Below are 22,308 nucleotides of genomic sequence, written 5' to 3'. Positions count from 1 at the left end.
CGTCTCCGGCGCCCTGTTGGGGCTGGCTCGGCCGTCTGGCTTTCGCTTTTCGGCCTTTCCGACTCTATCAGATCTTGTTCGTTCCGTTGCCGGTCTGAATTTCTTTCTGATTCCCCGTCGGAGGGGGTGCCTTTTGGCTTTTCCGACTTTATCAGAAGAGCTTCGGCCGAATTAATTCAGCCGGGGCTTCCGGTAAGTGGTCGGTTGCGCTTCGCCGAGTGAAAGTACCGGCCGAAGCGGAGAAGAGACTAACCGTCACAGGTGAACTTGTCCAGTTCGCTGCAACCGTTCGAATCTACCTCCCCCTGTCACCCGTGTCAACGGGTTTCTGGGGCGAGGGAGAGATTAGCAGGTCAGCGGGGCTCGATGCACATCAGGCGGCGGTGGGGAGAGTGGCGTCGCGGTCGGTGCTGTCGACGTCGCCGGTGGCGCCGGTACGTACCGCCCGGGCACCCAGGACGTAGACGTAGGAGAGGAACGCCAGCTCGGCGAGGACGCCGATGCCGATGCGGGCCCAGGTGGGCAGGCCGGAGGGGGTGACGAAGCCCTCCAGGGCTCCGGATATGAAGAGGACCGCGGCGAGGCCGAGGGCGACGCCGAGGGCGGAGCGGCCCTCCTCCGCCAGGGCCGTTCGGCGGGTGCGCGGGCCCGGGTCGATGACGGTCCACCCCAGGCGGAGGCCGATGCCGGCGGCGATGAAGACGGCGGTCAGTTCTAGGAGGCCGTGCGGAAGGATCAGGCCGAGGAAGGTGTCCAGGCGGCCGGCCGAGGACATCAGGCCGATGCCGACCCCCAGATTGAGCATGTTCTGGAGCAGGATCCACAGGACGGGGAGGCCAAGGAAGGCGCCGAGGACCAGGCAGAGCGCCACGGCCTGGGCGTTGTTCGTCCATACCTGGGCGGCGAAGGACGCGGCGGGGTGGCTGGAGTAATAGGTCTCGTACTGGCCTCCGGGGCGGGTCATCGCGCGGAGGTCCTCCGGGGCGCCGAGGGTCGCCTGGACCTCGGGGTGGGTGGCCACCCACCAGCCGAGGAGGGCGGCGACGACGGTGGAGAGGACCGCGATGGGGATCCACCAGTGGCGCAGGCGGTAGACGGCTGCCGGGAAGGCCGTGGTGAAGAAGCGGGCGGCGTCGCGCCAAGAGGCCTTGCGGGCGCCGGTGACGGCGCTGCGCGCGCGGGCCACGAGTGTGGTGAGCCGACTGGTCAGCGCGGGGTCGGGGGCGCTGGAGAGGAGGAGGGAGAGGTGGGTGGTGGTGCGCTGGTAGAGGGCGACGAGTTCGTCGGCCTCGGCGCCGGTGAGGCGGCGCTTGCGGTGCAGGAGCGCGTCGAGGCGGTCCCATTCGGCGCTGTGAGCCGTGATGAAGACATCCAGGTCCATACGGGGTCGCTCCTCGCAGCGCCGGGGCAGGTGTCGGGCCCGGTCAGCTTGGCAGACTGGCCGGGCCCGACGCGGTGTGGGCGGGGCATGGGCAACCAGCGTGGGACGAGAGGGAGTGGGCGCGGCGTGAGTGAGCTCGTCACGGGTGAAGCGGTGGTGCTGGGGCTGCGGCCGGCCAGGTTGCCGAGCCGGGGGCTGGCGGTGGCGGTCGATGTGGCGGTGGGCTGGAGCGTCTATCTCGCTGTGTCGATGGTGCTGGTGAGTACGACCTCGTCGATGGACAGTGCGGCGGTGGCAGCGGTGTCGGTGGCGGCGTTCCTGCTGGTGCAGGTGGGGATACCGATCGTGGTCGAGACGCTGAGCCAGGGCCGGTCGCTGGGCAAGGCGATCTGCGGGCTGCGGGTGGTGCGTGAGGACGGGGGGCCGATCCGGTTCCGGCATGCGCTGGTGCGGGGCGCCATGGGGGCCATCGAGATCGTGCTGACGATGGGGGTGGTTGCGGCCATCGCCTCGCTGGTTTCGGCGCGCGGGCGCCGGGTGGGCGATGTGTTCGCGGGGACGCTGGTCATCCGGGAGCGGATGCCGGCGGCGGAGGCGGGCCGGGCGCTTCCGCCGGCGCCTCCGTGGCTGGTGGCGGAGCTCGGGAAGCTGGATCTGTCACGGGTGCCCGATGGCTGGTGGCTGGCGGTGCGGCAGTACCTGGTGCGGACGGAGCAGCTGGATCCGCAGGTCGGAGCGGCGATGGCGGGGCGGCTGGCGGAGGACCTGCGGGGATTCACCGGGGTTCCTGGGCCGGCGGAGGTGCATCCCGCGGCCTATCTGGCGGCGGTGGTCGGTGAGCGGCAGGCGCGGGAGTCGCGGAGGGCGTTCGGGGGGTCGTCGGCGCCTTCGGGTGGTGTGGGGGCTGCGGCCGGGGGCGGTGGGGTTTCTGGCGTTACCGGGCCGGTGATGACTGGGGGTACCGGTGGTGTGGCGCCGGGCAACGGGGAGCCGGTGGCGGGAGCGGGGGCGGGCTGGGCGCTGCCTGGTGGGGGCGCTGGGGCTCCTGGGGCGGGTGCCGTCGGGGCCGAGGCTCCTCGGGCAGATGCCGCTGGGGCCGGGGGGCTTGGTGCGGGTGGTGTGTCGGGCCGGGGTGGTCTGCCGCCGACCGGTGTCGCCGGCGCGGGCGGCCCGGGGCCTGCCGAGGTGCCGGTTCCGGGTGGCGCGGGCGAGGCGGACGGGGGTGGGGCGGGTGGTGGTGGCCGGGCGCCGCGTACGGGGTTCGCGCCGCCGGTGTGAGGTGGTGGCCGGGCGCCGCGTACAGGGTTCACGCCGCCGGTGTCAGGCAGTGACCGGGTCGCCGCGTACAAGGCTCACGCTGCCGGTGGCAGGCAGTGATCAGGCGCCACGTACGTAAAAGACTCGCGCCGCCGGTGGCAGGCAGTGACCGGGTGCCATCGCAGGATTGAGGATTCGTGCCGCGGGAGTCAGACGATCGCCGGCCGCCGGTAGAGCGTGCACGCCGCCGGTGTCAGGCCGTGGGCGGGCGGTGGGCAAGCCGTAAGGGCCGGACGGGGCGGTCGGGCGTGGGGGCGGGCGCAGCTGTGTGCGGGGAGAGGTGGGTGCAGGGAGCTGTGCGTGGGGCGGGGCGGTGGGGGTGGGTGGTCAGGTGAAGGTGGACGGCGGGGAGTCGAGGGATTCGAGTTCGATGCCGGGGGCGGAGAGGACCACGTCGCCGGCGAGGTGGACGGTGTGCTGTTCACCGGTCTCCAGGTCGTTGACCTGGTACGCGTCGGCGATGAGGGGGCCGGTGTCAGTGGTGTGTGGTGTGCTGCTGATCAGGGCCCAGGACTGGTCGAGGGTGCGGGGGGCGAGGACGGGGGGTGTGAAGGCGACGAGGCGGGTGCGGACGGCGCCGGCGCCGAGTGCGGGGCGCAGCAGGCGGGCGGTGGCGATGAGGAAGGCGGGGGACGCGCCGGTGAAGGCGTGGGCGGGGACGTTCCCTTCGGTGGCGTGTTCACCGGTGGGGTCGGTGCGTACCCAGGTGACGCCGTCCAGGGCCGCGCCGCGGACCTGCCAGGCGGAGGCGTGGAGCTCCAGGCGGAGGGGGCGGCCGAGTTCGTCGAGGGTGAGGTCGACGGAGCCGGTGTGGTCGCCGGCGGGGTTGACGATCTGGGACACGTAGCGCCAGCCGGAGGGGCCGGTGGCGCAGTGGAAGTGCTCTTCGCCCAGGGGGGTGTGGTCGTGCGGGTCGTGCAGGGAGTAGTGGCCGCGGGGCATGAGGGGGCTGTCCTTCGGGCGGCGGCCGGCCGGGGCAGGCGGCCGGTGGGCGGGGTCTTGCCGGGGTGTGCGGGGGGCGGGGGTGCGGTGGTACGGCCCAGGCCCCCGCCATGGGTGGCGAGGGCCTGGGATCACCGGCTGTGGAGGGTGCGCGCCGGCGGGCCGGTGGTGCCGGTCAGCCGGCGGGCGCGACCCGGCTCAGTAGCGGTAGTGGTCGGGCTTGTAGGGGCCCTCGACCTGGACGCCGATGTAGGCGGCCTGCTCGGGGCGGAGCTCGGTGAGCTTGACGCCGAGGGAGTCGAGGTGGAGCCGGGCGACCTTCTCGTCGAGGTGCTTGGGGAGCACGTAGACGTCGGTCGGGTACTCCTCGGGCTTGGTGAACAGCTCGATCTGGGCCAGGGTCTGGTCCGCGAAGGAGTTGGACATCACGAAGCTCGGGTGGCCGGTGGCGTTGCCGAGGTTGAGCAGGCGACCCTCGGACAGCACGATCAGGACCTTGCCGTCGGGGTGCGTCCAGGTGTGGACCTGGGGCTTGACCTCGTCCTTGACGATGCCCGGGAGCTTGGCGAGGCCGGCCATGTCGATCTCGTTGTCGAAGTGGCCGATGTTGCCGACGATCGCCTGGTGCTTCATCCGCGCCATGTCGGAAGCGAGGATGATGTCCTTGTTGCCGGTGGTGGTGACGAAGATGTCGGCGGTCTCGACGACCTCGTCGAGGGTGGTGACCTGGTAGCCGTCCATGGCGGCCTGCAGGGCGCAGATCGGGTCGACCTCGGTGATGATGACGCGGGCGCCCTGGCCGCGGAGCGACTCCGCGCAGCCCTTGCCGACGTCGCCGTAGCCGCAGACGACGGCGGTCTTGCCGCCGATCAGGACGTCGGTGGCGCGGTTGATGCCGTCGATGAGGGAGTGCCGGCAGCCGTACTTGTTGTCGAACTTCGACTTGGTGACGGCGTCGTTCACGTTGATCGCCGGGAAGAGCAGGTCGCCGTCGCGCTGCATCTCGTAGAGGCGGTGGACGCCGGTGGTGGTCTCCTCGGTGACACCGCGGATCTCGGAGGCCAGGTTCGTCCACTTCTGGGGCGACTCGGCGAGGGTGCGGGTGAGCAGCTCCAGGATGGCGCGGTGCTCGTCGCTCTCGGCGGTCTCGACGGCGGGGACCTTGCCGGCCTTCTCGTACTCGACGCCCTTGTGGACGAGGAGGGTGGCGTCACCGCCGTCGTCCAGGATCATGTTCGGGCCGCCGGTGGGCGAGTTCGGCCAGCTGAGCGCCTGCTCGGTGCACCACCAGTACTCGTCGAGGGTCTCGCCCTTCCAGGCGAAGACCGGGACGCCCTGCGGGTTGTCGGGGGTGCCGTCGGGGCCCACGGCGATGGCGGCCGCGGCGTGGTCCTGGGTGGAGAAGATGTTGCAGGAGGCCCAGCGGACCTCGGCGCCGAGGGCGACCAGGGTCTCGATCAGCACGGCGGTCTGCACGGTCATGTGCAGCGAGCCGGTGACGCGGGCGCCGGCCAGCGGCTGAGCGGCGGCGTACTCCTTGCGGATCGCCATCAGGCCGGGCATCTCGTGCTCGGCGAGGGTGATCTCCTTGCGGCCGAAGGCGGCGAGGGACAGGTCGGCGACCTTGAAGTCCTGGCCGGTGGCTGCTGCTGTCGTCATGCGGGCTGCTCCTCGGGAATCGAGGTGGATGGGCGGGCAGTCTGCGGCGCGGGCGGGGGTCCGGCGGTACCGGCAACGAGCTTACGCGGAGGCGGACACACCTCTCCCCTGGTCTCCCCTGGCCGCAGCGCAGTCCGTCGGAGGCCCTCTCTCCCTCGGCCGGTCCGCGGTGCGGGCCGCCCGACCGCCATCAGCAGCGACGTCTGGCACTGGGCACGAATCTACACCGATCGGCCCAGCGAACCCCAGCCCGGAGGGGCCATTTCCGTGTGGTCCCGGCCAGTCGGGGACGGGCGGGGAGGCGCCGCGCGGGGCAACCAGGCGGTCGACGGGGCCGGGATCGGGAGAGCCCGTGGTGGTGGCGCCGGGGGGCTTTGCAGGTGGGGGGAGGTCATGCAGGATGCCTGGAGCGCGAGACCGCCGGAACGTCCGTACGACCGCGCGCGGATGTGTAAGGAGAACCACGTGACCACCAGGCCAGTCGCAGCTCCCGAGGGAGCGGGGAGGGACGGGCAGGGGCTGAAGCTGCTCGCCGTGACCGCCTGCCCGACCGGCATCGCCCATACGTACATGGCCGCGGAGAAGCTGGCGCAGGCCGCCGCTTCGCTCGGCCATGAGATCAAGGTGGAGACGCAGGGCTCCATCGGGGCCGAGAATGTACTCTCTGACAACGATGTCAAGGATGCGGACGGGGTGATCATCGCCGCGGACAAGGACGTCGACCTCAGCCGGTTCGCCGGCAAGCGGGTGCTGGCGGTCGGCGTGGCCGAGGGCATCCGCCACCCCGAGCAGTTGATCGAGCGGGTGCGCAACGCCCCGGTGCACGGCGGCGGGGCGGACGGCGGCGGCGCCGCGTCCGTGGTGTCCGCCGGCGGTGGCAGGGAGCGCAGCGTCGGGTACAAGGCGCTGATGAACGGCGTCAGCTACATGATCCCGTTCGTGGTGGTCGGCGGTCTGCTGATCGCGATATCGCTGGCGCTGGGCGGGCACCCGCAGGCCGATGGCGGTCTGGTCATCCCCGACGGGTCGTTCTGGAAGCACGTCAATGACATCGGTGTCATCGGCTTCACGCTGATGGTTCCGGTGCTCTCCGGCTATATCGCCTACGCGATCGGCGACCGGCCGGCGCTGGTGCCGGGCATGATCGGCGGCTGGATCGCCAATACGGGTGCGCTCTACGGGTCCAAGGCCGGCGCGGGCTTCATCGGCGCGATCGTCACCGGCTTCCTGGCCGGCTATCTGGTGCTGTGGATCAAGAAGGTCAGGGTCCCGAAGTTCGTCCGGCCGATCATGCCGATCATTGTGATCCCGATCGTGGCGACGACGGCGCTGGGGCTGTTCTTTATCCAGGTCATCGGCAGGCCGATCTCCTGGGTGTTCACCCACCTCACCGACTGGCTGGGCGGGATGACCGGGTCCAGCGCGGTGCTGCTGGGCGCGGTGCTGGGTCTGATGATCGCGTTCGACATGGGCGGGCCGGTCAACAAGACCGCGTTCCTGTTCGGCGCCGGGCTGATCGCGTCCGGGAACCAGACGGTGATGGGGATGTGCGCGGCGGCGATCCCGGTGATGCCGCTCGGGCAGGGGCTGGCCACGCTGATCCGCCGACGGCTCTACTCCGAGCAGGAGCGGGAGACGGCCATGGCGGCGCTGTTCATGGGGCTCTTCGGGATCTCCGAGGGCGCGATCCCGTTCGCCGCGGCGCGGCCGGCGCAGGTCATTCCGGCGAACATGCTCGGTGGCGCGGTGGCCGGTGCGGTCGCGGGGATGGCCGGGGTGACCGACGCGGTGCCGCACGGCGGGCCGATCGTGGCGGTGCTGGGGGCGGTCGGCGGGGTGCCGGTGTTCTTCCTCGCGGTGCTGATCGGGGCGGCGGTGACGGCGCTGACGACGGTGGCGCTGGTGGATTTGTCGGAGCGGCGGAAGGGCGGTGCCACGGCCGCGGTGCCGGCGGAGGCAGCCGTGCCGGTGGAGGCCGCGGAGCCGGTAGCGGCCGCGGAGCCGGAGGAAGCCACGGTCCCGGTGGCGGCCGCGGTGCCGGCGCAGGCAGCCGGGGCGGATCCGGTGGTTGCCGGGCCGGCCACGGAGCCGGCCGCGGAGCCGGTGGCGGCCGGGGCGGGCAGCGGGTCCGTACGCGGCACCGACGGCCAGGGCAGCACCGCGGACGAGGGCGCCGACGGCCAGGGCAGCACCGCGGACGAGGGCGCCATTGGCCGGGACGGCGCCATTGGCCGGGACGGCACCACCGGCCGGGAGGGCGCTTCGGGCCACGGCGCCGCCCCCGAGGGCGGTGACGCCACCGAGGACGGCGCGGGAACCGAGGCCGGCACTCCCGACGACACCCCCGACGGCGCTCCCAGCGACGCCCCCGCTCCGCCCGAGGTCCTCTCCGGCCACCTCACCGGGCAGACCGTCCGCCCCCTGCTCGCGGCGAGCGAGAAGGAAGCGGCGATCCGCGAGATGGCCTCCCTGGTGGCCGGCACCGGGCGGGTGGCGGATGTCGAGGAGCTGGTTCGGGTGGCGCTGGCCCGGGAGGCGCAGGGCACCACCGGGCTCGGTGAGGAGATCGCCATTCCGCACGCCAAGACCGATGCGGTGACCGCTCCGGTGGTCGGGTTCGCGCGGTCGACGGACGGCATCGACTGGGGTGCGCCGGACGGTACGCCGGCCCGGTTGGTGTTCCTGATCGCGGTGCCGGAGGCGGTGGCCGGGGACGAACACCTGCGCATCCTGGCGCTGTTGTCGCGGAAGCTGATGGACGCCGGCTTCCGGGCGCGGCTGCAGGACGCGGAGGACACCGCGGCGATCCTGCGGGTGCTGGCGGAGATCGAGTAGCCGGGGAAGGGCGAGGAGCCCGCACAGGACGAAGGCCCCCGCACCCGGTGGGTGTGGGGGCCTTCGGTCTGGGTGCGCGGGGCCGCTCAGTGCCCGCCGGGCGCCTTCGACGGGTCGGCGCCCGCGGCGGCGGTGGCCTCGTCGTAGATGTCCGGCTCCAGGTAGATGACCCGGGCAATCGGCACGGCCTCGCGGATGCGGGCCTCGGCGGCGTTGATGGCCTCGGCGACCTGGCTGGCGGTGTCGTCGTGCTGCACCGCGATCTTGGCGGCGACCAGCAGCTCCTCGGGGCCGAGGTGGAGGGTGCGCATGTGGATGACGCGGGTGACGACATCCCCGTCGACGACCGCCGCGCGGATCTTGGCGACCTGCTCGGGGCCGGCCGCCTCGCCCAGCAGCAGCGACTTGGTCTCGGCGGCCAGCACCAGGGCGATCACCACCAGCAGGGCGCCGATGCACATGGTGCCGATGCCGTCCCAGACGCCGTCGCCGGTGGCGAGGGTGAGGCCGACACCACCCAGCGCGAGGACCAGGCCGACCAGCGCGCCGAAGTCCTCCAGCAGCACGACCGGCAGCTCGGGGGCCTTGGCGCGGCGTACGAACTGGGTCCAGGTCTGCTTGCCGCGCAGCTCGTTGGACTCCTTGATCGCGGTGCGGAAGGAGAAGCCCTCGGCGATGATCGCGAAGACCAGGACGCCGATCGGCCAGTACCAGTCCTCCAGCGGGTGTGGGTCGTGGACCTTCTCGTAGCCCTCGTAGAGCGCGAAGACGCCGCCGATGGTGAACAGGACGATGGAGACCAGGAAGCCGTAGATGTAGCGCTCGCGGCCGTAGCCGAAGGGGTGCTCGGCGGTCGCCTCGCGCTTGGCCCTCTTGCCGCCGAGCAGCAGCAGGCCCTGGTTACCGGAGTCGGCGACCGAGTGCACGCCTTCGGCCAGCATCGAGGACGAGCCGCTGAAGGCGAAGGCCACGAACTTCGCTACGGCGATCGCCAGATTGGCGCCCAGCGCCGCAACGATCGCCTTTGTCCCGCCTGATGCGCTCATAGGTGCCGCAAGTCCCTTCCCTCGACGGAGCTCTACCGCTTTACCGACCCTTTAATGCCGTGCGGCGGTCATTGTTGCAGCCCGCCGCCGGGCGGGTACCAGGAGGCCACCTGCCGGACCGACTCCGCGTACGGGAGCGGTGGCGCTAGGCCACCACCGTGGCGCGGAAGAGGGTGCCCTCGCCGGAGAGGGTGAGCTGTTCTCCGGCCGGTACGAACGCAGATGCGCCGGCCGTGAGGACCAGTTCGTCGCGGGCGGCGGCCTCCGCGCTCTCCTCGGCGTCGCGCAGGCGGACGGTGCCCGCGGTGCACAGCAGGATCTGCGGCGTACGGGAGACCAGGGCGCGGGGGGCGGCGCCGGGCGGCAGGACGAAGCGGGAGAGCCGGAACTCGTCGATCGGGGTCTCGTAGACCTCTTCGCCGGCGACGTCCTCGGGGCGCAGCACGCCCGCGTCGCCGGCTTCGAAGCGGACCACCCGGAGCAGTTCGGGGACGTCGACGTGCTTGGGGGTCAGGCCGCAGCGCAGGACGTTGTCGGAGTTTGCCATCAGCTCGACGCCGAGGCCGCTGAGGTAGGCGTGCGGGATGCCGGCGCCGAGGAACAGCGCCTCGCCGGGCTGGAGCTGGACGTGGTTGAGGAGCATGGCGGCGAGTACGCCGGGGTCGCCGGGGTGGTGGTGGGCGAGGCTCGCGTAGGCGGCGTAGGCGTCGGCGTGCGGGCCGCCCTTGGCGGCGAGCTGATCGGCGGCGACCGCGGCGCGTTCGACGGTCCCGGCGATCGCGTGGTGGTCGGCGCTGAGCACGGCGGTGAGCACCTCGCGCAGCGCGTCCTCCTCCGGGCTGGCGCGCAGGATGTCGACGTACGGCGTGAGGTCGTCGAGGCCCAGGTCCGCCATGAGGTCGGCGGTGTGTGCGGGGTGGCGGAAGCCGCACAGGCCGTCGAAGGGGGTGAGGGCGACGATCAGCTCGGGCTTGTGGTTGGCGTCCTTGTAGTTGCGGTGCGGGGCGTCGAGGGGGACGCCGCGCTGCTCCTCGTCGGCGAAGCCCTCCCGGGCCTGGGTCAGGTCGGGGTGGACCTGGAGGGAGAGCGGCGCGGCGGCGGCGAGCAGCTTGAGCAGGAACGGCAGCCGGGGGCCGAAGGCGCGGACGGTGTCGGGGCCGAGTTCGGCCTCGGGGTCGGTGGCGATCACCTCGGCCAGGGAGACGGAGCCGATGCCGCGGTCGAGGTGGGAGGGGGCGCCGGGGTGGGCGCCCATCCACATCTCGGCCTGCGGCTGCCCGGTCGGCGCGGTGCCGAGGAGCTCCGGCAGGGCGGTCGTGGAGCCCCAGGCGTAGGGGCGCACGGTATTGGCGAGGCGGTCCATCGGGCTGCTGCTTCCTGGGGTGCGGGGTGAACTGCGGGGTGGTGCGGCGGGCCGCCGGGGCGGACCTGCCGTCACAGATCACCCGGTGCCGGCGAGCGCCAGGTAAACGGCGCCGAAATCCACGATGGCGAGAAGTTCCGCGGCCTTCTCCAGGTCGCTGCCGGCGCCGGGTTCCAGTTCGCTGAGGGCGGTGTCGCGCTTCTCGGCGAGCGCCTGGGCGGCGCGGGTGGCGGACAGCGGGCCGGGCTCCTCCTCGCGCAGCAGCACCACCCGGGCGTGCAGCACGGTGGCGGTGGGCTGTTCGACCCGGTCGCGGAAGAAGTCGTCCGGGTCGGGTTCGGTCAGGGGGCCGACGAGCAGGGTGCGGTGGGTGGTGAGTGCCTCGGGTAGTTCGGCGGCGAGGGCGGGGCGGCCGGCGAGGCCGGCCAGCTCGGTGGCGAAGTGCCGGCCGATAGCGTGCGCGAGGGTGCCCTCGGTCCAGATCAGCGGGAGCGCGTCGGCGAGGTCGGCGGCGAGGGTCTTGCCGGGGTTGGTGTACGTGGGGATGGCCGGGCCGCAGCGCTCGGCGACCTGGTCGAGGCGGTCGGCGAGCTTGCCCAGGGCGTCCGGCGGGGCGCTGATCAGGCCGATCCGGTCGGTGAGCATCAGCAGCGGGATCAGCACCGACCAGAGGGTGCCGGGGGCGGCCGGCGGGGCGCCCTCCACGTCGAACTCGGCGTCGTAGGGGGTGGTGGCCAGGGGCATGGCGAGGCCGCGGGCCTGGTCGACGGCGTCGGCGAGCGGGCCGCCGGCGGGGGTGACGGCGACGATGGAGCAGCCGCGGCGGTAGGCCTGTTCGACCAGCTCGGCGAGGCCGGGGTCGGCGGCGTCCGGGCCGGCGAGGAGCAGCAGGTCCAGGGGGCCGGCCCAGCCGGGCAGCGTCCAGCGCAGGGCGCCGGGCAGCGGGGCCACGCCGGTGGGCTGGATCAGGCTGACCGGGCAGCTGCCGCCGCACAGGGCGCGCAGCAGGTCGGCGACGCCGGCGGCGGCCGGTCCGGGCCCGGCGACGAGGACGGCGCGCGGCCGTCCGTCGGGCGTCAGGTCCGCGATGCCGGATTCGGTGGCGCTGCGGGCGGCGGTGCGGACCCGGGCGCCGGACTCGGCGACGCCGCGCAGCAGACCGAACCGGTCGGCGCCGGCCAGCGCATCAGGGGTGTCGAGGAGTGACTCGTCGAGCATGGTGGGCGCGGCCTCCGATCGCCGGTGCGGGCGTGGGTACACGGGCGGTGCCGGGGCGGGCCCGGCGGCCCGGTCAGGCGGGGCGGCGTGCTTCGTCGACGAGGAGTACGGGGATGCCGTCCCGGACGGGGTAGGCGAGGCCGCAGTCGCCGGAGGTGCACAGCAGTTCCGCCGGGTCCGCGTCGGTCCGGTCCTCCAGCGGGGCGTGGCACGCCGGGCAGGCGAGGATCTGGATCAGGCTGGCTTCGACCGGCATGGAGGGTGCTCCTTCGGGGTGGTTGCGGCGTGGCCAGCGTACCGCCGGAGGGTGGGCGGCGGCCTGCCGTCCGGGGATGTCCGGGGGTGGTGGCGCGCCGGGGCCGCCACCGGAGAGGGCCTCCGGTGGCGGCCGGGAACGGTCGGGGCCGGGTCAGCCGCGGATGAGCGCCAGGGCTTCGTCGCGGACCCGTTCGACGGTGGCGGTGTCCCGGGCCTCGGCGTTCAGGCGCAGCAGCGGCTCGGTGTTCGAGGGGCGGACGTTGAACCACCAGTCGTCGGCGGTGACGGTCAGGCCGTCGAGTTCGTCGAGGGTGATGCCGGGGCGGTCCTGGTAGGCGGCCTTGAGGGCGGCGAGCCGGCCGGCCTGGTCGTCGACGGTGCTGTTGATCTCGCCGGAGGCCGCGTACCGGTCGTACTGGGCGACCAGCTGCGACAGCGGGCGGGGCTGGCCGCCGAGGGCCGCCAGGACGTGCATGGCGGCGAGCATGCCGGTGTCGGCGTTCCAGAAGTCGCGGAAGTAGTAGTGCGCGGAGTGCTCGCCGCCGAAGATCGCGCCGGTGTCGGCCATTTCGGCCTTGATGAAGGAGTGGCCGACGCGGGTGCGGACCGGGGTGCCGCCGTTCTCGCGGACGACCTCGGGCACGGACCAGGAGGTGATGCAGTTGTGGATGACCGTGCCGCCGGGGTGCTTGGCCAGCTCGCGGGCGGCGACCAGGGCGGTGATCGCGGAGGGGGAGACCGGGTCGCCGTTCTCGTCGACGACGAAGCAGCGGTCGGCGTCGCCGTCGAAGGCGAGGCCGAGGTCGGCGCCGACCTCGCGGACGCGGGCCTGGAGGTCGACGATGTTCTTGGGGTCGAGGGGGTTGGCCTCGTGGTTCGGGAACGAGCCGTCCAACTCGAAGTACATCGCGTCGAGTTCGAGGGGCAGGCCGTCGAAGACGGTGGGGACGGTGTGGCCGCCCATGCCGTTGCCGGCGTCCACCACGACCTTCAGCGGGCGGATGCCACTGAGGTCCACCAGGCCGCGCAGGTGGGCGGCGTAGTCCGCCAGGACGTCGCGCCGGGTGACCGTTCCGGGCACGGCGACCGGCTCGGGGGCTCCCTGGTCGGACCAGCGCTCGACGAGGGCACGGATGTCAGCGAGGCCGGTGTCCTGACCGACGGGGGCGGCACCGGCCCGGCACATCTTGATGCCGTTGTACTGGGCGGGGTTGTGGGAGGCGGTGAACATCGCGCCGGGCAGGCCGAGCGCGCCGCTGGCGAAGTACAGCTCGTCGGTGGAGCAGAGGCCGATCTCGGTGACGTCCGCGCCGCGGGCGGCGGCGCCGCGGGCGAAGGCGCCCGACAGGTCCGGCGAGGAGGGCCGCATGTCGTGCCCGGTCACGATCGCGTCCGCGCCGGTGACCTCCACGAAGGCCGCGCCGAACAGCTCGGCGAGTGGTGCGTCCCACTGGGTGGGGACGACGCCGCGTACGTCATACGCCTTCACGATCTGCGACAGGTCGGTCACGGGCCAGTCCTCCTGGAGGTGTGTGCGGACGCCTCCAACCTACCGCTCGGGGCGCTGGACCCCGGTCACGATTCCACCGTTGTCGCCCGGCGGTTCGCGGCGGTACGGGCACGCCGGGGGACGGGCCGGCCGGCGGCCGTGACGGGCGGGTGGCGGGGCGTCAGGAGTCGGGTGAGCGCAGCACCCGGAGGTGGCCGCGGCGGGCGACCTCCATGGGGTGGGCGTCGCGGTCACCGGGGTGCGGTGAGCCGTCGCCGGCGGCGCGTTCCTGGGGGCGGGCGGCCTCACGGACGGCATTGGCGAGGGCTTCGAGGTCGTCGCCGCTGGGGCGGGCCGGGCCCGGCTCGATGGCGAGGCGGACGACCTCCCAGCCACGGGGCGCGGTCAGCCGCTCGGAGTGCTCGGCGCACAGGTCGTAGCAGTGCGGTTCGGCGTAGGTGGCGAGCGGTCCGAGCACGGCGGTCGAGTCCGCATAGACGTACGTCAGCGTTGCGACGGCGGGGCGGCCGCACGCAGTGCGCGAACAGCGACGTACAGGGCTCACGACGTTGGACGGTACCGCACTCTTGAGCGGGCCGCGACGACTCTCCCCCGGCTCACCCAACCGTGTCGTCCCGCTTCGTCCGATGCGTCTGACCTGCACCCGCTCGGGGTGTCCTGGGGCGGACGGGGCGGGGCGGAGGGCGTGGGGCGGAGAACGGGGGTATCAATCATTACTTTTCCGGGCAAACCCCGGGCGTTCCGTGATCCTGCGCACGAGAGGAAACGAAAGCGTTGCATCCCGGTCCGGTCAGTCTGCGACATGTTGCTTCTTGTTGCGCTCTGCCGTGCCGGGCGTGCCGTGACGGCTACGCTCGATGCTGATGGACAGCCCCGTACCTCCCCGACCCACGGAGCCGCGGCTCCGGCGCCGCGACCGGCACGGCCGCGGCATGCGCGGCCCGATCGCGCCGCCGCAGGTACCGCTGTCGGTGACCCGCGCCGATGCCTTCGTGGATCTCGTGTACGACTCCCGGGACCGTCTGGAGCGTCGCTGGCAGCAGCTCTCCCAGGTCGACTTCGTGGTCCTGGAGGTGCCGGGCTTCGGCCCCGACGACGGGCCCGAGGCGCTCGCCGGCGAGGAGAGCGTGCCACTGGGGCGGGTGCTGCCGGCGTCCGGCGGACATCGCGACCGGATCGTGATCTACCGCCGGCCGGTGGAGATCCGCACCAAGAGCCGTGACGAGCGTGCGCTGTTGGTCCACGAGGTGGTCGTGGAGCAGGTCGCCGAGCTGCTGGGGCTGGCCCCGGAGTCGGTGGACCCGCGGTACGGCCAGGACTAAGCCCCCGGTACGGCCAGGGGGCGCCGCGGGCCGCACCCGCGGGCCGCACCCGCTCCCGGGCCGGGCCGGCGGGCCCGACCCGGCGCGCGGTGCGGGTCAGCGGGTGAGCACCGACAGGTCCTGGCCGGCGGTGGGGACCACGACCGAGCCCCGGTCGTCGCCCAGCGGCTGGACGGTGAAGGCCGGCACCCCGCCCTGGGGCTGCGCCAGCATCCGCGCGGCGTAGACCGGTCCGCTGCCCTTCTCGGGCTCCACGGTGAGCGCATAGCCACCCTTGAGGCCCTGCGGGACGGGCGGAGCGACGTCCAGTGCGGTACCGCCGCGGACCGTGTACGTCTTGCTGACCGGGGTGCCGCCGGCGCTGCCGGCCGAGGCGGTGATCTTCACCCGGGCGTCCTTGCCCTTCTCGGGAGCGACCAGCGAGAGAGTGCTGCCCTTGGCGCGGTTGTCGGCGGCGGTGGCGCGGTTCTCGACGGGGCGGGTCGCCGGGATGAAGGCCATCTCCTGGTGGGTGCCCTTGCCGCGGGTGACCCGCAGCGCGGCGGCGACCGGTGCCTTCGACCCGCCGTCGGCCGGGGTGAGCACCAGCGAACCGGCCTCGCCCTTGGTGAGGTCCTTGAGGTCCACCGCGGTGGTCATGCCGCTCTTGAGGTGCAGGGTCTCCAGACCGGCGGGGGTGATCAGGCCGGTCGGGGTGGCCAGTTGCACCTTCAGGTCGGCGTCGGACTCCCCCGGCGCGATGGCGACCAGCCGGACCGAGGTGGCGTCCTTGGGGATGCCGGGCAGCACCACGCTCGGGGACGGGTCGGCGGCGGCCGGCAGCCAGTCGCTGCCGAGCTTGCCGTCGGTCGCCTGGACAGCGGCGCCGACCCGGCCCTCACGGGCGATGACGTGCAGGGACGCGTTGGTGGTGGGGGTGGTGGTCAGCGTGGAGAGCAGCACGGGGATGGTGGTGTGCGGGGGAACGGTGATGTCCTCCCCCGCGGAGCCGGCCAATGAGCCGTCCTTGCCGTGCAGTTCGAGGTCGACGACGGCCGGCACCGCGTCGGGGTTGGTGAGGTGGACGTAGTCCTGGCGTCCGGTGTCGGTGCTGACGCCGGGGAACCAGAAGGTGGTGTCCGGGGCGGTGCAGCTCAGGCCGAGCAGGCCGCGCCCGGAGCCGGCCGCGATGGCGGTGGTCTGCTGGACGGTCCAGCCGGGGGCGAGGGTGCCGTCCGCGGCGCCGACCAGGGCGGGCGCGTCGGGGCGGTCGGTGGTCGCGGTGACCGGCGTGCCGGCCTGCGGGAGGGGGACGACGGGCTTGGTGTCGCGGGGCGGGACGGTCCGGCTGCCGCCGGCGTCCGCACCGCCGCTGCCGGCCTTGCCGCCCTTACCCGCTTTACCGCCCTTGCCGTCGTCGCTGCCGCCGGCGTCCTTGACGGTCCCGGCGGGCAGCAGCTCGGCGGTGCCCTTCTTGGTGTCCGCGCCGGCCGCGGCGCCCTTGGGGGCGAAGGCGGTGTAGGTCGTCTCGCCGACCTCGGAGGAGGTCGGGGCGGGGCACAGCAGCGCGGAGCGCTGGACCGGCAGCCGGCTGCCGGCGCCGGCCGCCTTCCCGGTGCCGCCGCCGGGGGCCGCCACGGCCGCGACGCCGGTGACCGCGGCGAGCCCGGCGGCCACGCCGATCAGGGACATCATGGTGCGCTTCACTGCTGGTCGCTCCCGTCACGGCGCGGCTCACCGTAGGAGCCGGGGTACCCGGGATACGGGGCGCCGTCGTCGTAGGGCTGCTGCTGGGGCTGCGGTGCGGGCTGCTGTCCGTAGCCGTACGGGTCGTAGGCGCCCGCCTGGTAGGGATCGGCTGCGTACGGGTCGGCCGGGACCTGGCCGGCCGGTGGGTACTGCTGGCCGTACGGGTCCGCCTGGTAGGGGTCGGCGGACGGGTAGGGCTGCTGCTGGGCGGCCTGCCAGTCCTCGTACGACGGCTGCTGGGGCACCGCGGCGTACGGGTCGCCGGCCGCGGCGGGATCCTGGGCGGGCACCGCGCCCGCCATCGGGTCCGCGCCCGCCGTCGGGTCGGCGTCCGTCGTCGGGTCCGCGCCCGGGGCCATGGGCTGCCCGCCCTCCGGGGCGGCCGGGTCCGCGGTGCCCGCGGCCTCGGCCTGGGCGCGCAGGCGCCGGGCGCGGCGGCCGTCGCCGGTGGCCGCGGCGGCCTGTGCGGCGGCCACGTCCTCGGGCAGGTCGTCGTCGATCTCCCGGCGGCGGCCCGGCAGCGCCAGCACCACCAGCACCACGGCGAGCAGGCCCTGGGCCCAGAGCCAGAGGGTGTGGCCGAGCGGGTCCTCATGGGTGAGGTCGAGGGTGCCGCCCTTCGCGGGGAGGGTGAAGCCCTGCGCCCAGCCGTCGACCGTGACCGGCTTGAGCGGGGTGCCGTCGAGGGTGGCCTGCCAGCCCTCGTCGGCGGCGTCGGCGAGCCGCAGCACCCGGCCGGCGGGACCGGCGGGCACCTTGGTGTGCGCCTCGACGGGATCGGCGGCCACGGCCACGGGCGCGGCGGCGTCCCCAGCGGTGCCGTCCTGGGACTGCGGCGGGACGATCGAGACCCGCGAGACCCGGCGGTCGACCCGCCACAGCGCGCTGCCGTCCTCCTGGCTGAGCCGGGTCAGCCCCGGGGTGGCGTCCAGGACGCGGCCCATCTCGCGCGGCGCCCCGGCCCGGACCAGGACGTAGCGGACCGCATAGCCGCCGAGCTGGCTGGACTGGTCGGCGCCCGAGCCGGCGACGAGGTGGGCGACGATGCCGCCCAGCCGTGCGTCCTCGCCCGCCTGGGCGGCCAGGTCGGCGTCGCCGAGCCGGGCGCCGGAGCCGCGGACGAGGGTGTAGGTGACCTGGCCGGGACGGCCGTCCAGGACCAGCGTGCGGGGCTGGTCGGCGCTGCCGGACTCCTCGGCCACGAAGGCCGGGACCTGCTCGGGGTTGCGCCGCTCCAGCGGGCCGGCCGCGCCGGTGAGCATCCAACTGGCCGCGGCCCAGACCGGGGCCAGCACGGACGCCAGCGCGATCAGCACCGCGACCGGCTGCTTCCAACCAAAGCCCAGCGTCGCCATCCGGGTGCGGATGCCCTCGGCGCCGATCGCCGCGGCGCACAGCAGCGCCAGGCCGTAGACCAGCATCGCCGGGCCGGTCCAGCCGGAGCCGTTGCCGAGCGCGGCGCACAGCAGGCCGATGAGCGCCACGCCCCAGGCGGTACGGATCGCGCGCTGCCGGGCGTCGCGCAGCGTCGCGGCGACGGCGGCCAGCACGACGCCGAGCAGCAGCACGTTGCCGGCCGCCTTGGGACCGCCAGGGCTCAGCCCGACCAGGTCCAGGACGGAGGCCGAGCCGGCGCCGTAGCCGAGCCCGACCTCCTGAAAGAAGCGGGAGGGGTGGGTCAGCAGCGACAGCGACCAGGGGGCGAGCACCAGGAGCGGGACGAGCACGGTGACCAGGAACCGCAGAACGGAGGCCATCAGCTGGTCACGGGCACCGCCGACGACGCGCAGCACCAGCAGCCCGATGCCGAGCAGCACCGCCATCGGCCAGACGACCGGGGTGAACGCCATGGTGAAGGTGATCAGCAGGGTGTACGCCCAGGTGGCGCGCCAGCTGGGCCGGGTGCCCGCGGGCAGTCGCAGCCCTCCGGCGGCGACCGCGGCGCGCGCCATCAGGGGCAGCAGGATCGCCAGCACCGCGGTGCCCAGCCGGCCACCGGCCAGCGCGCCGGCGGCCGCGGGCAGGAAGGCGTACGCGATGCTCGCCCAGGCACGCAGCAGCCGGGAGGCAACCAGCGGGCGGGAGGCGAAGTAGGCGGTGAGCCCGGCGAGCGGGACCGAGCAGACCAGCAGCAGGGTGAGGGCGAACCCGGTGGAGCCGAGGAAGATGCTCGACAGCAGCGCGACGATCCCCAGGTAGGGCGGCGCCGAGGCGCTGTCGCCGACGCCGACGGCGTGCCAGCTGTCGAGGTACGACGACCACAGGTCGGACACGCTGCCGGGCGCGGGCAGCAGCGCGCCGCCGGTGAGCGCGCCGGAGCCGAGCAGGCCGCGGCAGGCGACCAGCGAGACCAGCAGCAGGAGGGCGAAGAGCAGCGGCGCCGGCCTGCGGGCGATCCGCTTGAGCCGGGCGAACTGCTCGATCTCCAGGAAGTCGGCGTCATCGCCGCCGGGTCCGGACTCGACGGCGCCGTGCCGGCCGGCCGAGGCCACGTCGGGGGCGGCCCGCCCGGCGAGGTTGCCGGCGACCTGCTCGACGGTGGCCCGGACGGTCGCGCCGGGCGGCGGGAAGAGCGGCCGCAGCTCGCCGGGGTCCACCGTCGGCCGGCCCCTGCGTTTGCGTGCGGCGAGGATCTTGCCGGGCCGCAGCAGGGTGCCGAAGAGGCCGGCGAGTTCGTCCAGCGCCTGGCCGGGGACCTTCCCGACGAGGTAGGCGAGCACCCGCAGGAGGGTGCCGAGCAACAGCCGCAGCAGCACGTACGGCAGGACCCGGCCGCGGGTGTTGGTGAGCAGGGTGTAGACCGCGCCGGCCTTGTCCACGCGGTGCGGGTTGGCCACGCTGCGGCCCACGCAGTCGATGGGGCGGCGCTCGCGGGCGGCGGCCTCGGCGTGCCGGAGGACCGCCTCCGGTGCGACCAGGACCTGGTGGCCGGCGGCCTGGGCGCGCCAGCACAGGTCGACATCGTCGCGCATCAGCGGCAGCCGGCGGTCGAAGCCGCCCAACTCCTCGTAGACGTCGCGGCGGATGAGCATGCCGGCGGTGGACACCGACAGCACCGGGCGCACCTGGTCGTGCTGGCCCTGGTCCTGTTCGCGGCGGTCCAGGCCGGTCCAACGGCGGCCGGAGCGGGCGATGCTGACCCCGGTTTCGAGGAGCTGGCGGCGGTCGTACCAGCTGCGCAGCTTGGGGCCGACGATGACCGTCGAGGGGCTGGCGTCGGCCACCCGCAGCAGTTCGGCGAGGGCGTCCGGCTCGGGTGCGCAGTCGTCGTGCAGCAGCCACAGCCACTGGACCGGTTCGCCGTGCGGCAACTCCGGCATGTCGTAGGCCTCGTCGTGCCAGGTGCGGCTGACCGGGTCCCAGCCACTGGGGCGGCGCAGGTAGGGCAGGTCGTCGGCGGTGAGCTGCGGGGCGGTGCGGACGGCCTCGTCGACCGCGGTGCCGAATCCGGAGCGGCGGGCGAGGTGCAGGACGCGCTCGTCGCCGATGGCCTCGGCGAGCAGCTGGGCGGAGCTGTCCGCGCTGCCGGTGTCGGCGCCGATGACGTTCTGCACCGGGCGCTCCTGGCCGAGCAGGCCGGTGAGCGCATCGGGCAGCCAGCGGGCACCGTCATGGGAGACGATCACGGCGGTGACGACGTGCCGGGGGAACTCTGGGGCGGCGGCTGTATGAGAGGCGGCCTGCGCCGCCGACTGGCTGTGCACGGACATCGAGGTACGGGCCCTCCGGACCCGGGAGTTCGAAGGCCCGCGGCGAAGCCGCTCAAGGCCCCGCCCCCGGAAGACACTGCGACGGACTACGAGGCGACGCGCGCACCCCCCAGGGCGGCGGCGCATCTCGGACGGGGCCCCACACTAATGCTTCGCGCCGCCGCCCCGACCGGGCCCGTACACAGCAGTCCGCCTCCGGCGGCCGGGGCGCTGGAGGCGGAGGGTTCGCTATAGGGGGATATGGGGAGTTGGGGCGGTAGGGCGGCGCGGTCCACTGGCCCGCACGCCGTCGGCCGGGACGGCTGCTCGGTCATCGTCAGACGGCGGCCTTCTTCAGCCGGCGCCGCTCGCGCTCGGAGAGACCGCCCCAGATGCCGAAGCGCTCGTCGTTGGCGAGCGCGTATTCGAGGCATTCGGACCGGACCTCACAGGCGAGACAGACCTTCTTGGCCTCGCGGGTGGAGCCACCCTTCTCCGGGAAGAAGGACTCGGGGTCGGTCTGGGCGCACAGTGCGCGCTCCTGCCAGCCGAGCTCCTCGTCCGCCTCCTCGACCAGCAATTCCTGGAACAGCTCGGTCATGTGCGCCCCTCGTCTGTCTTTTCGTCCCCGTGATCAAGCCGTGATCGCCGTGATCGATTTCGGCTGAACGACACGAGTGAAATTACAAGTGTGGTGATCCGGGCCAGTCAAGCCGAGATCTGCTATTGAGCCTCTTATTCACTCGGCGGAACCAAGCGGATGCGGAAAGTGTTCAAATCAGTAAAAACCAGGACACTTCCCCGGGCGTGCCATCCGGGCACATCCACGTCGCCTTAGAGGACGTGTTCAGGCGGCATACGCGTTGCACCCCGCGCGCCGAAACAGGGAAGATCACAGACGGATCACAGGACCGCAACGGCGTTTGAAGGCGCGGCTGTCGGTCGATGTCTCCGGGTCATGCACTGCACAAACCTTTCTCCGACCGGAGTAACCGGATGAGGTGAAAGATTTACGGCAAACCCGACGTCAGGTTGACATCGCGTCGCGAACCCGGTCTCCTTAACCCCATGCCAGTGACCCACGCGCCCCGCCTGACCCGTGCCTACGGGTCGCTCTGCGCTGCGCAGGCTCGCTGTCGCTGTTCCAGCTGTTGAAGCCACTGAGCTCCAGCTTCTCTGCCGCACCACCCCGCAGCACCCCTCGCGACCCGCGCCGCGCCCCTACCGGGGAAGCCCGCGCCCCGTCGCACGCCTCCCCTGCTACCTCCGGGCGGTACCCCTCGCGGTACCCCCGACACTTCCGCCGAGGACCCCCAACCGATGAACAGCGACGTCGAGATCGCCGGCGACCCCCTCGCCATCCCCCACCTGCTGCCGCCCGTCCCCGCCCACCCGGCCACCGTCGCCGGCTTCGCCGGGCTGGCGCGTTCGATCGCCGCCGACCGTGCCGCCTGGGCCCCGCTCGTCCGCTACGACGCCACCACCCGCTGGTACCACCGGCTGCGCACCGTCCCAGGGGCCACCGGCTCCGGCCGGACGGAACAGACCCCGGTCGGTTACGAGGTGTGGCTGCTGAGCTGGGTGCCCGGACAGGGCAGCGGACGCCACGACCACGGACCCTCCTCGGGCGTACTGACCGTCCTGGAAGGGGAGTTGACCGAGCACGGCAGCGATGGCGCCCGTACCCTCACGGCCGGCGCGCAGCGGGTGTTCGCGCCCGGCTACGTCCACGAGGTCGTCAACGACTCCCTGGCGCCCGCCGTCAGCCTGCACATCTACTTCCCCGGCCTGACCCAGATGCCGATGCACCCCACCCGGGCCGGCTCCGCCGGCACCCGCACCGTCCCGCCCGGGGTGCTCGCCCCCTGACCGCCCAGGAGGGGCGGTCCGCCCGACCACCGCCCCTCAACGCGTCAGCCTTCGGCTGACACACTGCCCACCCGTCGCCCGACCACCGCCCCTCAACGCGTCAGCCTTCGGCTGACACACTGCCCACCCGTCGCCCGACCACCGCCCCTCAACGCGTCAGCCTTCGGCTGT

Annotated in this window: 16 protein-coding genes; 4 read left to right on the top strand and 12 right to left on the bottom strand. The window is 73.4% G+C overall.

The features are described 5' to 3' along the window. Positions 1–373: 373 nt before the first annotated feature. Positions 374–1,381 carry a stage II sporulation protein M gene (locus AB0G84_RS34665; RefSeq protein WP_361330136.1) on the bottom strand — a complete coding sequence of 336 codons (1,008 nt, stop codon included), beginning with the start codon at positions 1,379–1,381 and terminating at the stop codon, positions 374–376. Positions 1,382–1,507: 126 nt separating this feature from the next. Between AB0G84_RS34665 and AB0G84_RS34660 the strand changes: the two genes are divergently transcribed. Beyond that, complete coding sequence (locus tag AB0G84_RS34660) at positions 1,508–2,659, top strand: RDD family protein (RefSeq protein WP_361330133.1); 1,152 nt, start codon at positions 1,508–1,510, stop codon at positions 2,657–2,659. A gap of 366 nt (positions 2,660–3,025) precedes the next feature. Here the strand turns inward: AB0G84_RS34660 and AB0G84_RS34655 are convergent, their stop codons facing one another. Together AB0G84_RS34655 and ahcY are read right to left on the bottom strand one after the other, a co-directional pair. Further along, complete coding sequence (locus AB0G84_RS34655; RefSeq protein WP_361330130.1) at positions 3,026–3,640, bottom strand: hypothetical protein; 615 nt, start codon at positions 3,638–3,640, stop codon at positions 3,026–3,028. A 198-nt stretch (positions 3,641–3,838) separates the two neighbouring features. Beyond that, positions 3,839–5,299 carry an adenosylhomocysteinase gene (gene ahcY / locus AB0G84_RS34650; RefSeq protein WP_361330127.1) on the bottom strand — a complete coding sequence of 487 codons (1,461 nt, stop codon included), beginning with the start codon at positions 5,297–5,299 and terminating at the stop codon, positions 3,839–3,841. 570 nt (positions 5,300–5,869) lie between these two features. Between ahcY and AB0G84_RS34645 the strand changes: the two genes are divergently transcribed. Next, positions 5,870–8,134 carry a fructose-specific PTS transporter subunit EIIC gene (locus AB0G84_RS34645; protein WP_361330139.1) on the top strand — a complete coding sequence of 755 codons (2,265 nt, stop codon included), beginning with the start codon at positions 5,870–5,872 and terminating at the stop codon, positions 8,132–8,134. 86 nt (positions 8,135–8,220) lie between these two features. Here the strand turns inward: AB0G84_RS34645 and AB0G84_RS34640 are convergent, their stop codons facing one another. From AB0G84_RS34640 to AB0G84_RS34615, 6 genes are all read right to left on the bottom strand, one after another. After that, a complete protein-coding gene (locus AB0G84_RS34640) occupies positions 8,221–9,180 on the bottom strand; it encodes a cation diffusion facilitator family transporter (protein ID WP_361330124.1) in 960 nt (319 codons plus the stop codon). Between the two features lie 145 nt (positions 9,181–9,325). After that, positions 9,326–10,543 carry a mannose-6-phosphate isomerase, class I gene (gene manA / locus AB0G84_RS34635; RefSeq protein WP_361330121.1) on the bottom strand — a complete coding sequence of 406 codons (1,218 nt, stop codon included), beginning with the start codon at positions 10,541–10,543 and terminating at the stop codon, positions 9,326–9,328. 78 nt (positions 10,544–10,621) lie between these two features. Beyond that, positions 10,622–11,761, bottom strand: a complete 1,140-nt coding sequence (locus AB0G84_RS34630) for an SIS domain-containing protein (protein ID WP_361330118.1) — start codon at positions 11,759–11,761, stop codon at positions 10,622–10,624. Between the two features lie 73 nt (positions 11,762–11,834). Next, positions 11,835–12,017 carry a Trm112 family protein gene (locus tag AB0G84_RS34625; protein ID WP_310720444.1) on the bottom strand — a complete coding sequence of 61 codons (183 nt, stop codon included), beginning with the start codon at positions 12,015–12,017 and terminating at the stop codon, positions 11,835–11,837. Positions 12,018–12,170: 153 nt separating this feature from the next. After that, positions 12,171–13,529, bottom strand: coding sequence for a phosphomannomutase/phosphoglucomutase (locus tag AB0G84_RS34620; protein ID WP_361330114.1), 1,359 nt, complete (start codon positions 13,527–13,529; stop codon positions 12,171–12,173). A 160-nt stretch (positions 13,530–13,689) separates the two neighbouring features. Then, a complete protein-coding gene (locus AB0G84_RS34615) occupies positions 13,690–14,133 on the bottom strand; it encodes a DUF3499 domain-containing protein (RefSeq protein WP_361330111.1) in 444 nt (147 codons plus the stop codon). 259 nt (positions 14,134–14,392) lie between these two features. Between AB0G84_RS34615 and AB0G84_RS34610 the strand changes: the two genes are divergently transcribed. Next, positions 14,393–14,851 carry a metallopeptidase family protein gene (locus tag AB0G84_RS34610; protein ID WP_361330108.1) on the top strand — a complete coding sequence of 153 codons (459 nt, stop codon included), beginning with the start codon at positions 14,393–14,395 and terminating at the stop codon, positions 14,849–14,851. 96 nt (positions 14,852–14,947) lie between these two features. On the opposite strand, the gene AB0G84_RS34605 is transcribed toward AB0G84_RS34610, so the two are convergent. The 3 genes from AB0G84_RS34605 to AB0G84_RS34595 form a co-directional block, all read right to left on the bottom strand. Beyond that, positions 14,948–16,537, bottom strand: a complete 1,590-nt coding sequence (locus tag AB0G84_RS34605) for a DUF5719 family protein (protein ID WP_361330105.1) — start codon at positions 16,535–16,537, stop codon at positions 14,948–14,950. Next, positions 16,534–20,289: a glycosyltransferase gene (locus tag AB0G84_RS34600; protein ID WP_361330102.1), complete on the bottom strand. Its 3,756-nt coding sequence runs from the start codon at positions 20,287–20,289 to the stop codon at positions 16,534–16,536. Before AB0G84_RS34600 ends, AB0G84_RS34605 begins: the two co-directional genes overlap by 4 nt. Positions 20,290–20,605: 316 nt before the next feature. Then, entirely contained in the window at positions 20,606–20,869 is a 264-nt protein-coding gene (locus AB0G84_RS34595) for a WhiB family transcriptional regulator (protein ID WP_003983763.1), read from the bottom strand. A gap of 719 nt (positions 20,870–21,588) precedes the next feature. On the opposite strand from AB0G84_RS34595, the gene AB0G84_RS34590 reads away from it, so the two are divergent. Then, the gene (locus AB0G84_RS34590) at positions 21,589–22,137 is read left to right on the top strand and encodes a cysteine dioxygenase family protein (protein ID WP_361330099.1); all 549 of its coding nucleotides are present in this window, start codon (positions 21,589–21,591) and stop codon (positions 22,135–22,137) included. Positions 22,138–22,308: the final 171 nt, after the last annotated feature.

It is taken from the genome of Streptomyces sp. NPDC020742, assembly GCF_040641675.1.
GTDB lineage: Bacteria > Actinomycetota > Actinomycetes > Streptomycetales > Streptomycetaceae > Streptomyces.
This window is presented reverse-complemented; position numbering and strand designations above follow the sequence as displayed.